Annotated in this window: 12 protein-coding genes; 1 reads left to right on the top strand and 11 read right to left on the bottom strand. The window is 61.5% G+C overall.

Going from position 1 to position 14,341, the window contains the following annotated elements; translation table 11 throughout:
• Positions 1-3 precede the first annotated feature (3 nt).
• The 11 genes from LH365_RS03010 to LH365_RS02960 form a co-directional block, all read right to left on the bottom strand.
• Positions 4-1,026, bottom strand: coding sequence for an efflux RND transporter periplasmic adaptor subunit (locus LH365_RS03010; protein WP_226744732.1), 1,023 nt, complete (start codon positions 1,024-1,026; stop codon positions 4-6).
• Entirely contained in the window at positions 1,026-1,235 is a 210-nt protein-coding gene (locus LH365_RS03005; RefSeq protein WP_226744731.1) for a hypothetical protein, read from the bottom strand. Before LH365_RS03005 ends, LH365_RS03010 begins: the two co-directional genes overlap by 1 nt.
• 89 nt (positions 1,236-1,324) lie before the next feature.
• Complete coding sequence (locus LH365_RS03000) at positions 1,325-2,635, bottom strand: TolC family protein (RefSeq protein WP_226744730.1); 1,311 nt, start codon at positions 2,633-2,635, stop codon at positions 1,325-1,327.
• Between the two features lie 66 nt (positions 2,636-2,701).
• On the bottom strand, positions 2,702-3,112 hold the full coding sequence (locus LH365_RS02995; RefSeq protein ID WP_226744729.1) for a hypothetical protein: 411 nt from the start codon (positions 3,110-3,112) through the stop codon (positions 2,702-2,704).
• Between the two features lie 265 nt (positions 3,113-3,377).
• Complete coding sequence (locus LH365_RS02990) at positions 3,378-4,031, bottom strand: hypothetical protein (protein WP_226744728.1); 654 nt, start codon at positions 4,029-4,031, stop codon at positions 3,378-3,380.
• Positions 4,032-4,483: 452 nt separating this feature from the next.
• Positions 4,484-5,710, bottom strand: coding sequence for a hypothetical protein (locus LH365_RS02985; RefSeq protein ID WP_226744727.1), 1,227 nt, complete (start codon positions 5,708-5,710; stop codon positions 4,484-4,486).
• Between the two features lie 369 nt (positions 5,711-6,079).
• Entirely contained in the window at positions 6,080-7,699 is a 1,620-nt protein-coding gene (locus LH365_RS02980) for a glycoside hydrolase family 43 protein (RefSeq protein WP_226744726.1), read from the bottom strand.
• Positions 7,696-8,961 carry an MFS transporter gene (locus tag LH365_RS02975; protein ID WP_226744725.1) on the bottom strand — a complete coding sequence of 422 codons (1,266 nt, stop codon included), beginning with the start codon at positions 8,959-8,961 and terminating at the stop codon, positions 7,696-7,698. Before LH365_RS02975 ends, LH365_RS02980 begins: the two co-directional genes overlap by 4 nt.
• A 1-nt stretch (position 8,962) precedes the next feature.
• Positions 8,963-10,627 (bottom strand): glycoside hydrolase family 43 protein, encoded by a 1,665-nt coding sequence (locus tag LH365_RS02970; protein WP_226744724.1) that lies wholly within the window; start codon positions 10,625-10,627, stop codon positions 8,963-8,965.
• A 10-nt stretch (positions 10,628-10,637) separates the two neighbouring features.
• Positions 10,638-11,747 (bottom strand): endo-1,4-beta-xylanase, encoded by a 1,110-nt coding sequence (locus LH365_RS02965; protein ID WP_226744723.1) that lies wholly within the window; start codon positions 11,745-11,747, stop codon positions 10,638-10,640.
• 108 nt (positions 11,748-11,855) lie between these two features.
• Positions 11,856-13,430, bottom strand: coding sequence for an EAL domain-containing protein (locus LH365_RS02960; RefSeq protein WP_226744722.1), 1,575 nt, complete (start codon positions 13,428-13,430; stop codon positions 11,856-11,858).
• Positions 13,431-13,575: 145 nt separating this feature from the next.
• Between LH365_RS02960 and LH365_RS02955 the strand changes: the two genes are divergently transcribed.
• On the top strand, positions 13,576-14,262 hold the full coding sequence (locus LH365_RS02955; protein WP_226744721.1) for a hypothetical protein: 687 nt from the start codon (positions 13,576-13,578) through the stop codon (positions 14,260-14,262).
• Positions 14,263-14,341 lie beyond the last annotated feature (79 nt).

Raw genomic sequence — 14,341 nt, 5'->3', positions numbered from 1 at the left:
ACCCTAGTGCTCATGCTCGGCGCCGGACTTGGCGATATCGGCACGGATGAGAAACGCGCCTTTGGTGACGATGGTCTCGCCGCCTTGAAGTCCGCCGGTGATTTCGACCATGCGGGCCGACTGGCGACCGACCTGGACCGGGACCGCCGTATAGGTGGTGCCGTTTTTGACGAAGATCACTTGCTTTTCCTCCAGGGTCTGGAGCGCGTCGACCGGAACCGCGATGTTTGCGGGTGTCTGAGTCGTGACGAACTGACCTTCAATCGCCATGCCCGGACGCAGATCTTCCGCAGCCGACGCCGGCAGCTTGACAATCGCCGTCAGGGTTTGGGTGCGCGGATCGACCGAGGGCAGCATGGACGAGACGGTGGCGGTGATCACCTTGCCGCCCAAGGTCTTGATGGTGACGGTCTGGCCCGATCGCACCGATTCGGCGTCACGCGGGAACAGGTAGAACGACGCCTGAATAGCGTTCGAACTGGCGATCACGTACATGGCGCGTTCGCCGGCGGTAATGTCGCCGACATTGGCGTTCTTCTCGATGATTGTGCCCGAGATACCGGCCGGAACCGAATAGGTCTGCAGGCTCTCGCTCGATTCGACACGCGCCAGGGTCTGGCCCTTGCTGACCTTCTGACCCAGTTGCGCGGTCATCGACATGATGCGGCCCGGATACCAGGCACGCACCTCGCCGCGACCTTCCGGTGCGATTTCGACACGGCCCGCAATGGTGACGGTTTCGTCGATATTCCCGGGACCAGCAACACCGATTTCAACCCCACCGGCCTTGGCGGCTTCATCGGTCATGGTCGTCTTTTCGCCACCGGCTTCTTCACCGTGACCTTCTTCACCGCCTTCGGCGCCGTGACCATGGCCGTCACCCTCGCCTTCGGCCTTAGGGGCTTCAGCCGCGGGCTTCTCCGCCGCTGGGGCTTCCGGCTTTTTCCCGCAGGCTGACAGCATGACCAGACCGGCAACGCCGGCCAGTAGCAGTGAGCGCGAAATATACGTATTCAACGACGTCATTAGTGTGCGTCCTTCTCGCCTGAGGCGTGAGCATGGCCGTCTTCGGCCTCGGTGTGCGAAGCGCCGGCTTCATTGACTTCGGCGGCTGCGGCCTGTTCGTCCTTGGCCGGCGGATCGCTCGGCTTCTCACCGCACGCGGCGAGCGACAGGAAACCGACCGCGGTGGCAGCGACGATCAAGCGGGAAACGGTCTGGGTTTTGGAGATCATGGATACAGTCCTTTTGAGCACGCCCTCGGCCGACACAGCGGCAACGAGAAGGCGCGAGATTGTTTGAGACTTCGGGCGTACGCAGACGCTTACGGGTTGGTGCTATCCGTCGGAATCAGAGGGACCCACTGGCCGGCCAAGCGATCGCGTCCGGCCTTCTCGACCTGGAACGATTTCAGCACCTCGACACGCCGGGCTTTGGCCTCAATGAGGGTCTGTTGCGCACCGATGACATCGCGGTAGGTGAAGCCGCCGCGCGCGAAGCCCTCACGTACCTGAGACACGGCCTTCTCAGCCTGCGGGATCACCTCGGCCTCGATTCGCTTCGCCTCTTGCGCCAGATTGTTCATCCGGATGGTGGAGGCTGCGATATCGCGCTCGCGAAAACGCTCCGCCACTTCGATATCGGCGGACGCGGCTTCAGCTTCGGCGCGGGTGCGATCGATGTTGCCCTGATTGTTATTGAAGCGGTTCAGCGGGATCGACCCACCGACGAGAAACGCCGCCGACCCGTCCTCGCGGAAGTATCGGATACCTGCCGAGAAGGTCGGGTCCTGAACGCGGCGGGTGGTTTCAACGCGGATCTGCGCTGTAGACGCCCGTTGACGGGCACGCAGAGCTTCGATGTCGGGCGTTTCCATCAGGTTCGGCTCGGCATTCAGCGCACTGGTGTTTTCCAGAGAGGCCGCATCGAGCGTGAAGTCGGCCCCGCCTCCCCAGAGGGCGGCCAGTTGCAGTTTCAACTGACGGGCCTTGGCTTCGGCCTGATCGACCGCGATCTTTGCGTTCGCGACTTCCGTATCCGACAGCGAACCGGCAAACAGCGGATCACGGGCGGCGCTCACGCGACGGCTGATTTCCGCATGCGATTGCTCCGCCAGCCTCAGACGTTCGCGCGCCACACCGATTTCGGCTTCGGCGGCGACGGCTTCAATCCAGAGGGACTGCGCCGTATTCATCGCTTCCCAGGTACGGGCCCGGCCTTCGGCGCGAACCAGTTCCTTCTCCGCCGCCGCCGCGCCGACACGGGCCTGGCGCTTCGACTTGCGTTCCATCTCCTGCTGATAGGTCAGCGTGAATTCCGCGGAATTCAGGCCATTATAGGGGTTGGAGCCCAGGAAGTTCTCGGCGTCGATACCGACCGTAGGGTTTGGACGTACACCGGCTTGGCGGATATTGGCGTCAGCCGCCGCCAGACGACGATTGGTCGCGGTGACGGTTGGGTCTGCTTTGCCGGCGCGCGTCATGGCCTCAGCCAGCGACAAGGGTACGGATTGAGTCGTAGGGGTCGTTTGGGCCGAGGCCCAAAACGGGGTGGCCACCATCAGGCTGGCCGCGATCAGACCCGCGTATGCAAGTTGTCGCTTTGCGCGGTGACCGCGCATATGGGGGGATTTCATTGGAATGCTCGTAAAAGGTCTAAGACAGACGGCAGCCAGGGCCGTTCAGGCGTCAGTAGAGTCCGATTACGCGCGAGGAGGCTGGAAGGGCATAGCGGGCGAACGGCCAGCCAACGGCAAAGATTCGCCAACGGTGAGGCCCGCGTCGGAGAGCGAAAGGCGCGTCCCCATCTCTAGCGCATCCACCGCCAGGCCTTGAGAAACCTCACCGGCGCTGTGATGATGGTGATGCGTGGCGATCATATCGGCAAAAATAGTCCCGTCCGAGCGAACATGGCCGGGGCATTTCCCGACTTCATTGACGCACGAAGCGACCCAGCCGCCATCGACCGTTTGCTGATCACCGGCCACCTGGTGTTCCAGCACTTGAACGCTCGCATGCGCCGACGCAAAGCCGGACAGCATAACAGCCACCATGCAGAGCATGGTGCTGAAAGCCGAAAGGCGAGACATCAATGTGCGCGGTGTTTGCGTCATACCAGTGATATTCGAGTGATTGCGTAAACATATAATGAAGACGCTCGCCTTGTGAAGACGTTATCTTATACGCTCGAAGAATGTCGAAGCATTACTATATAACATCTCACCCAGCGTCCCGCTTACTGAACAACGGATTCCGCTATACTTGAAGCTTTTGCGACACGCCCCGCAGTCGACTTGAGTGTGACTTTTTGTCGCTGAAGCGCGCCTTTATTCACCGATTTCGGTGAGCATCACACGCTTTCGACCCGAGCAACGCGCCTTATCGGCCGTGCCAGAACAAAAATTTCGTCATGATGTCGTCTCGGGATTGCAGCGCCACCAGATCGGCGCGACGCTCGAAATAGCACTTGCGAAGTTTCGAGATCACCGTCGAGACATGGTCCGTGAACGCTCTCATGTTCACCCACGTGACCATATCGTATTTAAGAGAATCAAAGCTCCCATCCCATTCCACAGTTGGGAGTCGCACAAATCCGGTGACCGCCTCGTCGTAACGGAAAATATGCCACTTCCCACTGGTTTCCTGACAAGTCAGGGACGCATCATGCACCAATCCATTGCGCAACGCGTATAATGATTGCACCTCAGCGCTGCTGGCGTCCATGCCTCCGAAATAATGCAACGCCTTTTTGATGTTTGTCCGAGTGCTCGTAGAGGAAACGGTCGTGTCCTTATAGCACGAGCCGATCTGATCGAGGATGGCGAATGCAGCTAGAAACGGCGCATAGTTTGACGTCTTGTCCGTGCCTCTGGACTGACGCATCTCGTTTTCGATACCGTCGAGACAACTTGTCACCACCATGTCTGCGGTGAACTCGCGACGACTGTTGGACAAATGACAGTAGATAACCTCGTCCAACGTCAAATCCGCGAATTTCTTCTGCCCTATGATCTGCCCATGAGTCACAGTCATGTCTCCCCCCCCTATTGAAGCCGTACGACCGAATCGATCACGAGCTTAAAAAATAAACCAACTACACCCGGCGGCGAAATCCGAATCGGTCGATATGCTCTACCTCGCCCCCATCGACACGAGACGTCTCTAACTACCGAACCATCCTACGATTGTCGGGAGGTTGGCGGCCAGGGCTGCTGAAAAGACAGAGACCGCAGTCCATATTGCTGCCAGCCGGTTCAGACGTCCGGCTTCCTGCCCCGTTCGCAAAAGGGACACGATCCATTCCGATTGGCTCCGAAGAGGATCTACCGGTTCCATCTGTCCATTTTCCACATAGAAAGGCTGGATGTTGACCTTGCTCGCACGATACCAAAGATGAGCAGCCATAAGCCCGGTGAGCAGTGATGCCAAGGTAAGTGTCGCTACCAAGACCCCCATTCGCGTTCTCCTAAATTGATAGTCTAAGCCTACCCGCGGTCACTCTTTGCGACCGCCTTTGCTTGTGCGGTTTCGAGTTTCCTTCGAAGGTTCTTAACGAAAACGTTGGGACGCCACCCACCTATAAGCCGCTCAACGATAAAGGTATCGATAGCGGACAAGCCGATACCGGTGCCCGGTGCTAGTGCCGTGTCCAAAGCCATCCCCCCAGCGTTGAAAAACGCAAAGCGAGCGACACTGAAGGGAAGCGACTTCAAACTCGTCTCTTTGCTGATCGCCGCATGATACTCGGCCAACAGATTGCCGTCTGGTGGCAGACCGCGGGTCCAGGTTCGAAACTTCTTCGATTGATCGATAATCTTCAGTGTTTCGGAGAACGTGATCCATCCCTCGTTGAATGCCTCGGACAGGGGATGCGCGGTGTCGAAAACCATCTCCTCAAAGGCAGAGACTTGCTGTCCCATCTTGACCGTACGCTGAAGGCTGAGATCAAGGCGTTGCGATGCGATTTCAGCTGCTTCAGGCACAGTAACGATGTCCCCGCCATAGGCCTGCGACAGGTAGAGGTCGCTAGCATAACTATGCGCGTGATTTACGACAGTCCCCCAATTTATGTCATTATCAACGGTCTCAACGATGTCTGCCAGAGGCACGGCTGAATCTATGACCAGTCCCGGCTCGCCAAGATCGAACGTACGAATTTGGCTCGCGGAAAGAGCCCGTTCATTCAATGCCCGCCCCATGCTCTGTGCAGTGCCGCGAATAAACAATTTTAGCGTCTCGGGATCACCTGCCAGTGCCTTCGTTCGCCGCTCACTTTCCAGATAGCTGCCGAAGGTTCGACCATGCGTTGAGAGTTTCGCCGCCTTCATGACGCGCGCAACCTCTTTCCGATCGCGGCCTTTACGGTTCGGATTGTTTGAAACCCACTGCAAAAGAGAGCCTTCATAATCCTTCTGAGCGAGACTCTTCCCGTCGCGCCCCATCATTCGGATCGCCGTCGGCTTGTGGGAAACCACACCATTTTCATTGTTGGTGAATACGGCCTGATGATCCGCCATCACAGTTGCAGTAACTGAAGGGTAGGCAAAGAGAGCTCTAAGGTCATCCGGTCCCAAGCTATCCCAAAGACCGGCGAACGCAGCGCCGCTGACCACTAGGTGTACGCGGTCATAGTACAACAGGGTCTCAAGAATCCTACCGATGTCGTAGCGGCCGCGCACAAGAGGCGGTTGGAGGATCGCCAGGTCAAGCATGCTTGAAGTTTGTCTGAGTCTCGTACATGTTGCAATGAGCGCTGAGCGCACATCCGGTACTGCAAATACTCGCATGGTTTTCCGGTAGACCGAAAGCTGCGGCAGCACATCATTCGATTTCCAGAGATGTGCTGTGATGTGACGCGGCCACGCAACAATCCACAATTACTTTCAAGCACATCATTTCGCACATCATGGATGACTGAACGTCATCCAATAATCTGAAAAATATAGCGAAATCGGATCAGTCGTCCCAGTCCATCATGGGCGCGACGGAGAATTTCGGATAGGTGCCTTGTGGATATTGCATGGCGAGGGTCATGATCCAGTCGCGCCCGCAATGCAACCCTTTTGCCTCGCTCTATCGTCTTAAATCTCCGGCTGAAACTCGCGCTCGCGGTAGTCGAACGAAGCGAAGTCGGCGGGCAGCCGCTCACCCGACGTATCCTGGCAGGCCATGCCGACAAAGGCCCCCGTAAAGTTGGGGGCGCCCGGCACCGTTGCCTCGTCTGACAGGATGCTGGCGTCGAAATGGCCGTCGATCCACGTCCATTCGGCCTCCGTCTTCAGCCGGAAGGCGAAGCGCAGACGTTCGTAATCGACCTCGACGCGCAGATGGATCGGCCCGTCGGCGACGGGATAGAGGGCGCTGAAGGCATCGCTGGTGGTCGAATCCGGCAGGGCCGACATCACCCGCACGTGCCGCCCCGCCTGCTCATCGTGCGTGACGTGCAGATAATGGTACTTGCTGCCATTATAGTAACAGACCAACCCCGCCGCCTGCTGATAATGGCGCGGCTGATAATCGAGCACGGTTTCCGCCGAATAGCAGAAGGCCTGCTGACGCCGCGCCACCAGCGCCTGCTCGAACAGGCTGCCCAGCGTTTCGCGCCCATGGAGCCGCAGATGGCCGGGCCGGTCGCTCAGGCTGAACAGGGTTTCGGGGTGCGGCGAGCGCAGCCACTGAAACTCTATGGGCAGGTCCGGACCGTTGAAATCCGCGCGCTCAGGTTCGGGCGGCTCACCTAAAGGCTCCGGGCTTTCGGCAACCAGCATCGGCAACCCCTGCCCGTCCAGCGTGCGCAGCCAGCCGTCGTCGGCCCAGCGCATCGGCTGGATCGCCGTCTCGCGCCCCAGCACGCAGCGCCCGCGATTGGGCAGAGGTCGGCCGCACAGATAGACCAGCATCGGCGTGCCGTCGCGCGCCTCGACCAGATCGCCATGACCGGCGCGCTGCAGCGGGCTGTCCGGACGCAGACGGCTGGAGAGGATATGTTTTTCAGGATGCAGTTCGTAAGGCCCGGTAATGTGCCGCGACCGCGCCATGGTCACCGCGTGGTTCCAGCCTGTGCCGCCTTCGGCCGTAATCAGGTAGTGCCAGCCATCGCGTTTATAGAGGTGCGGCCCCTCGGCCATACCCAGAGACGTGCTCTCGAAAATGACTTTGCGTTCGCCGGTCAGACCCTGCCCTACCGGGTCATACTCTTGCAGCACAATGCCGGCGAACCGCACGCGGCCCGGCCGGTGATCCCACAGCATGTTGAGCAGATATTTGCGCCCATCGTCATCGTGGAACAGCGACGGATCGAAGCCGCTGCTGTTGAGATAGATGGGGTCGGACCACTCGCCGTCGATGGCGGGGCAGGTCACCAGATAGTTATGGAAGTCGCGCAGGGACGCGCCGCTGGCCCCGCCGACCGTGGTGCGGCCATAGCGCTTGACATCGGTATAGATGAGGTAGAACAGGCCGTTGTCGTGGGTCAGGCACGGGGCCCACACGCCGCAGCTATCGGGCGCGCCGCGCATGTCGAGCTGTGCCGGACGCCGCAAAGGCCGGGTGATCAGCCGCCAGTGAATCAGGTCGCGCGAATGGTGGATCTGCACGCCCGGATACCATTCAAAGGTCGAGGTGGCGATGTAGTAGTCGTCGCCTACGCGCACGATGGACGGGTCGGGATTGAAGCCCGGCAGGATGGGATTGCGGATCACGTCGCAGCCTCCGCTTCGACTTTCGGCGCGCGCACCAGCATCCACAGCACCGCCGCGGCGATCAGGTCGAGCAGGCCCAGCATGACGAAGAACGGCTCATAGCCTATGGTGCTGACCAGCGCGCCGATGGCCAGCGAGAACAGCAAAACTCCCAGATTGGCGAAGGTGCCCGCCATGCCGGTCACCGTCCCGACCTCGTTCTTGCGGAACAGGTCCGACGACAGGGTGATCACCGTCACCGAAAGCGTCTGGTGCGCGAAGGCCCCCAGACATAAGAGCGCGATAGCGACGAAGGGGCTCTTGACCCAGCCGACGAACATGATGCCGGTCATCAGCACCGCCCCCAGCGTGAACACCCAGCGCCGCGCGTCGATCAACCCTATGCCGCGTTTCTGCAGCCACAGCACCACCGCCGGCCCGAACAGGCAGCCGATGTCGGCGGCCACGAAGGGCAGCCACGCGAACAGGGCGATATCTTTCAGTTCGAAACCCCGCGCCGTGGCCAGATACAAGGGCATCCAGAAGGTCAGCGTCCCCCAGGTCGGGTCGGCGAGAAAGCGCGGCAGGGCTATGCCCCAGAAATTGCGCTGACCGAGGAGTTTCAGCGGCGACGGACGCGAAGTTCCGGCTTCGAGGTGGCGTTCCTGACCGCCGATGATGTAGCTGCGTTCGCTGTCGCTGAGCGCCTTGTGCTTGTCCGGCGACTGATAGAAGACCAGCCACAACACCACCCACACCAGCGCGATAATGCCGGTGATGACGAAGGCGGCGCGCCAGTCGTAATAGAGGATGGCCCACACCACCAGCGGCGGCGCCAGCATCGAGCCCAGCGACGCGCCGATATTGTAGATGCCCCCGGCCAGTCCGCGCTCCTTCGCCGGAAACCACTCGGCGACGACCTTCAGCCCGCCGGGATGCGCCACCCCTTCGGCGAAACCGAGCAGACCGCGCAGCATGGCCAGCCCCTGCCAGTTGCCGGCGAGGCTGTGGGCGATGGTGATAATGCCCCACGCCGTGGCGAAGATGGCGAAGCCGATGCGCAACCGGATCAGGTCGAGGATATAGCCCGCGATCGGCTGCATCATGATGCCCAACTGAAAGGCGCTGGTGATGTAGCTGTACTGCTGCGGCGTGAGGCTCAATTCTTCGGTCAGGGTCGGCGCGGCGACGCTCAATGTGCTGCGCGTCAGATAGTTGATGATGGTGCCGAGCATCACCAGAGCAATGATCCACCAGCGCAGATGTCCGATCCGTTTCAGCATCTTATCTGGTCCCGAAGGCGTAGGGTCCGATCAGGGTGCCGACGAAGCCGCCCGCCTGGCGCGTCGACAGGAAGGTGATGTCGACGTCCCGGCTCAGGGTGCGCGTTTGCCCGCCGGTTGCGTAGTCGGCGGCAAGCTTTCCGCCATCGAGACGCAGGCTCAGGGTCACCTCAGCGGAATCGACGGGGGCCGAGGCGATCAAACGCTCGGTCTTGGTATTTTCGCGGGCGTAAAGGGCGACATGCGGCTTTCCGTCGATGCGCGTCACGCCGAAGAACAGCCAGGCGTCGTCGTTCTGCAGGGCCGCCAGCCCCGCCCGCTCGCCGTCCTTTTGCGGGCGGTAGGTCAGGGTGGTGGAGACGCTGGCCACATGGTGCTGCTGACGCCGCGCGATAAAGGCGGGCGTGCCGCCAAGGTCGCCCAGCGCCGCGCCGGGATTGAGGATCAACGCACCGCCATCCAGCCGGTAGACCGGCGCGTGCGGCGTGCGCACCCCGATCCACGACAGCGGCAAGGCCTTCGCGTCGAACTCTTCGCTGTAACGGAAATCGCCGCTGAGCGGTTGCGCGGGTGCGGGTTGCGGCGGCAGGTTCGGCTTCTTCGCGACGAACGGAATAGGCTTGCCGTCTTCGAGAATGACCGGCCAGCCGTCCTTCCACGTCACCGGAAGGAGGAAGGTTTCGCGCCCGATATTGTACAGGTCCGGACCATAGGGCCGCGTCGCCAGAAAGGTCGCCCACCACTCGCCGTTTTGCGTCTGAACCAGCTTGGCGTGACCGGCGGAGGTGACGGGGTTCTGGCGCGCCGGGTCCAGCGTGCGTTGGCTGAGGATCGGATTATGCGCATAGGGAATAAACGGCCCGCGCACGCTTTTGGAACGCAGCACGACCTGCGAATGTTGGTCCCCCGTGCCGCCTTCGGCCGCCGTCAGATAGTAAAAGCCGTCCTTGCGCAGAATGTGCGGGCCTTCGATCCAGATAGGCTTCTTCGAGATGTCGACGCCGCCATTGACGATCTGCGTGCGCTCGCCGACCAGCTTCAGCGCCTTATAATCGAATTCCTGCACCCAGATGGCGCGATGGCCGTCATAGCGCGGCGTCTCGTTGGGCGCGCCGTTGTTGACGATATAGGCCTTGCCGTCGTCGTCCCAGAAGATCGACGGATCGATCCCTTCGAAATCGAACCACACCGGGTCCGACCACGGCCCCGCCGGGTCCTTCGCCGTGATGACGAAATTGCCTTTGCAGTCGACGCAGGTGTTGATGATGTAGAACAGGCCGTCATGATAGGAGATGTCCGGCGCAAAGACGCCGCGCGACACCCTCAGTCCGTCGAAATTCAACTGTTCCGGCCGGTTGAGGGCGTTGGCGATCTGCGTCCAGTTCACAAGGTCGCGCGAATGGAAGACCGGCAGGCCGGGAAAGTGCGTGAAGGACGAGTTGACCAGATAATAGTCATCGCCCACGCGCGTCACCGACGGATCAGGATAATAGCCCGACAGGATGGGATTGAGATATTCATCCGGCCCCGCCTTGGCCTGCTCCTGAGAACGGCCCTCGTAGGAGAAGCGCTCGAACCTTGCCGGTTCAGCCAGGGCGGGCAAGGACAACCCCAAAGACAGGGCGGCGGCGGACAGGGCGGCGGACAGGGCCGTCAGATATCGCATCGTCTATCTCCTATCGCTTCGGGGCGGCCCTGAGCGCGGCGGCGATGGCCTCGCGCAGCGGCTTGGGGCGATAGTCGGCGCCGTAGGGCGTGGGGCGCTGCGGCGTCTTGTCGGCGCGCGGCGTCCAGCCCTGCAGCCAGCTATGATTGTCGGTCATGCCCCAGCACAGGAACTGATCCAGTTCCTTGTACGAGAACATCAGATCGAGATAGTCCTTAGCCGCCGCGGCCACCCCGGCGTCGCGCGCGGCGATGTCGGTCGGCAGATCCTTGTCGTTGACGTCGAATTCGGTGATCAGCAGCCTGTACTTCATGTCGACCGCGGCATCGACGAAGGCCCGCCATTCACTGTGCTGGGCTTCCTTGATATGGCCGTCATTGCCGATATGGCTCTGGATGCCGAACCCGTCGATGGGGACGTTCTTGTTGCGCAGCATTTCCAGCAGCTTCTGCACGCCCTTGCGGTGCGTTTCGTTGCCGGCCTCCCACGACATGTAGTCGTTATAGACCAGTTGCGCCCGAGGGGCGTATTCGCGCGCCGCCTCGAAGGCGATGCGGATGCAGTCGAAGCCCAGCGCTTTGGTGAAAGGCGTATCGCGGATTTCGCCCGTCTTCGGGTCGATCGTTTCGTTGACCACGTCCCACGAAAAGACCTGATCGCCATAATGGGTGCAGACCCGTTTGATATAGTCGCGCAGATAGCGCTCGGCCCCCAGGGCCGGTTTGCGTCCGAAGTCGATATTCAGCAGCCATTTCGGCATGAACTCGACCTTGTTCCACAACAGGGTGTGCCCGCGCAGCTTCATGCCGTTGTCGCGCGCGAATCCGGCAATGGCGTCGCCCGGCGCAAAGTTATAGCGATCCGCCTGCGCCGCGATGACATAGACCTTGAACTCGTTTTCAGGGACGATCACGCCGCATTCGGTCTTTAGAATATCGAGATAGGCCGCCTCCATGGTGCCCGCGCTGAGGGCGGAGCCGAAGAGAATGCCTTTCTCCGCCGCCAGGGCCTTGAGCGAAGGTCCGGCATCGGCGTGCGCGGCGCCGGCTGTAACGGGCGGCAAGGCGGCAGCGGTCAGGCCCGCCAGTATATGGCGGCGCGTCGGTATGTGGGTGAACATGGCGTCCCTGTGGGCTTTTAGATTGTTATGTTAGCGATAACAAATCACGGTTCCGCCGAACCTGTCAATGCGCCTGAGCGCTCACATTGCCTTTACCAGGCCGATCCGTCACGCCACTTCGCGCAAATGCGGCGCCACACGCCCGGCGTCGTGCGCCCGGCGGAACGCATCGAACCCTTCTGCCGGCAGGGCCCGCGAATAGAGCCAGCCCTGCGCGAATTCGATGCCCATTGAACGGATATAGGCCTCCTGCGCCACCGTCTCGACGCCCTCGGCCACGATGCCCAGCTTCAGGCCGTGCGCCATGTCGACAATATGCGGCAGCACGACGCTGGTGGCGGAGTTCTGCCCGATGGCCTGCACGAACGATTTATCGATCTTGAGCGCATCCAGCGGCAGGGTCTCCAGAAGCGACAGGCTGGAATAGCCGGTGCCGAAATCGTCGATGGCCACGCGATGCCCCGCGGCGCGCGCCGCGTCGATGGTCCGGCGCGCCGCCTCGGCGTTCATGAAGCCGCGCTCGGTCGCCTCAAGCCACACCTGCGACGGCCTGAGACCCGCCCGCTCGATAGCCCGGCCCAGCACCGGCAGGAAGCGGCCGCTTTCCATGTCGCAGGCCGAGATGTTCAGCGTCACCCGCAGATCGCCGTCGCCGATGCGCGGCAGATCGTGGCACACCCGCTCGATCATCAGGTCGGTCAGGTCCGCGATCAGATCGTGCGCTTCGGCCAGCGGGATGAAAACATCCGGCGCGACCCACGTGCCGTCGCGCCTTCGCCAGCGCAGCAGGGCTTCGGCCCCGATGCACAGGCCCGATGCCAGTTCGATGATCGGCTGATAATGAACGACGAAGAGGCGTTTGCGGATAGCGACCGCCAGTTCCTTCTGCGGTGACAGGCGTTCGCGCGACACCCAGACGATGACGCCGACCAGCACCAGAGAGACGCAAAGCGCCAGGGGGATCAGCAGCCAGCGCTCGCGATCAAGATGCCCCTGAAGCGCCGTGCGCGGCGAAATGGCGAAGGCGCGCAGGTCCTGCGACTCGGCGGAGGCATTTATCTGCGCATCGGTCATGCCGGCGATGTCATTGCGCGTCAGATGACGCACCAGCACCGGATCGGCTTCGCCCGACATGGCGATCAGTTGCCCCTGACGCGTCGCTACCCCCAGCACCATCTGACTGTTGGTCAGCACATCGACCATGCGCTCCGGCTTGATCAGGGCGTTATAGTCGCCGTAGCTGATTGCCAGCATGCGTCCGGCCTTGCTGACCACGGGATCGACATTGAGATAAAGGCCGAAGCCGCCCGGCAACTGCACATCCGCCGCGCCCTTGTCCAGACGCTCACGCACCCTGCCCCAGCCGGTGCAGGCCAGACGTCCGTTTTCAAAATAGCCGATCTCTTCAACGAAGCGCTCTTCGACCGCCAGTTGCCGCATGCGCGCGATATGGGCCGGGCTGCAGCCCGCATAGGCTTCGGATCGCATCTTCTTCAGCGCGCCCTGCGCCTCGGTCAGGGTCAGGTTGCCGCGCCTCAGCGTCCAGCCGGCATATTCGGTCAGGTGCGTGCGTTCGGCTTCGACCGCGCGCTGGTGCGAAATATAGCCGATGGCGAACAGCGGCAGGACGCCGGCGCAGATCGCAAGCCCGATGGCAAACCCCAATATCATCCGGCGACGCATACGTTACCTTTTACCTGAAAACCTGTCGTGAAACGGTCGGGTACGCGCACTGTCGGAATGGTCAGACCTATGTTCAACCTTAAGAGGTTAAAATATGCCTTAAGTGTTACGGGACAGGGCCGATGAACGGGCGTAAAAGGGAGCCATGAAAACCTTACCGATCGCCCTCTTCACCGGTTTCCTCTGGACCGCCGCCGCGGTGGCTCAAACGCCCGCGCCCGCTACGCCACCGGGCGATGTGGCCAAACCCGCCCAGACCGGTCCTGCCCAGACCAGTCCGGGCCAAAGCAATCCAGAGTGGCTGGAGAAGAATAACAGCTTCACCGGCGCGGCCACGGCTCCGCTCGACGACCTCAATCTGCGCAAGCTGGAAATCCCCGCCATCCTTGTCACCGCGACGGAGAAGCCCTACGACATCGCCGGCCTGACGACCTGCCCGGCGCTGTCGGCGGAGATCGGTCGGCTGGACGAGGTGCTGGGGCCCGACCTCGACGCCCTCATTGCCGAGGATACGCGCAGCCTGACGCAGAAGGGCGAGGCCATGGCCAATCGCGGCGCGGTCAGCGCCGTGCGCGACGCCTCGACCGGCATCATCCCTTTCCGCGGCGTGGTGCGTAAGCTCACCGGGGCCGAGAAGCACCAGAAGGCCATCGAGGCGGCGCTGGAGGCGGGGCAGTCGCGTCGCGCCTACCTCAAGGGCATCGGCATCGCCCGAAACTGCGCCCCGCCGGCGGCCCCGGCGTGGTTCGTGCCGCAGAAGGCTGCCGCGGTTAAGGCCAAGCCCAAAGCCAAAACGCCCGTAAAGACCACAAAGACCAAGCCCAAAGGCTGATTGACCGATTAACTCAGACTATTATAGTGGCGGTCAAAATTACGAAATGGCGCACGCTTCGCAAAGCGCTTCAGTCAGG

It is taken from the genome of Asticcacaulis sp. AND118 (genome assembly GCF_020535245.1).
GTDB lineage: Bacteria > Pseudomonadota > Alphaproteobacteria > Caulobacterales > Caulobacteraceae > Asticcacaulis.
Note: the sequence above shows the minus strand (reverse complement) of the source record. Positions and strands in the feature narration are given on the sequence as shown.

Bases quoted from the DNA above. Each gene is read 5' to 3' on its own strand.
- LH365_RS02975 (WP_226744725.1), bottom strand. From the start codon at position 8,961: ATGCTGAAACGGATCGGACATCTGCGCTGGTGGATCATTGCTCTGGTG.
- LH365_RS03005 (WP_226744731.1), bottom strand. From the start codon at position 1,235: ATGATCTCCAAAACCCAGACCGTTTCCCGCTTGATCGTCGCTGCCACC.
- LH365_RS03000 (WP_226744730.1), bottom strand. From the start codon at position 2,635: ATGAAATCCCCCCATATGCGCGGTCACCGCGCAAAGCGACAACTTGCA.
- LH365_RS02960 (WP_226744722.1), bottom strand. From the start codon at position 13,430: ATGCGTCGCCGGATGATATTGGGGTTTGCCATCGGGCTTGCGATCTGC.
- LH365_RS02965 (WP_226744723.1), bottom strand. From the start codon at position 11,747: ATGTTCACCCACATACCGACGCGCCGCCATATACTGGCGGGCCTGACC.
- LH365_RS02970 (WP_226744724.1), bottom strand. From the start codon at position 10,627: ATGCGATATCTGACGGCCCTGTCCGCCGCCCTGTCCGCCGCCGCCCTG.
- LH365_RS02995 (WP_226744729.1), bottom strand. From the start codon at position 3,112: ATGACGCAAACACCGCGCACATTGATGTCTCGCCTTTCGGCTTTCAGC.
- LH365_RS02990 (WP_226744728.1), bottom strand. From the start codon at position 4,031: ATGACTGTGACTCATGGGCAGATCATAGGGCAGAAGAAATTCGCGGAT.
- LH365_RS02985 (WP_226744727.1), bottom strand. From the start codon at position 5,710: ATGCTTGACCTGGCGATCCTCCAACCGCCTCTTGTGCGCGGCCGCTAC.
- LH365_RS02955 (WP_226744721.1), top strand. From the start codon at position 13,576: ATGAAAACCTTACCGATCGCCCTCTTCACCGGTTTCCTCTGGACCGCC.
- LH365_RS03010 (WP_226744732.1), bottom strand. From the start codon at position 1,026: ATGACGTCGTTGAATACGTATATTTCGCGCTCACTGCTACTGGCCGGC.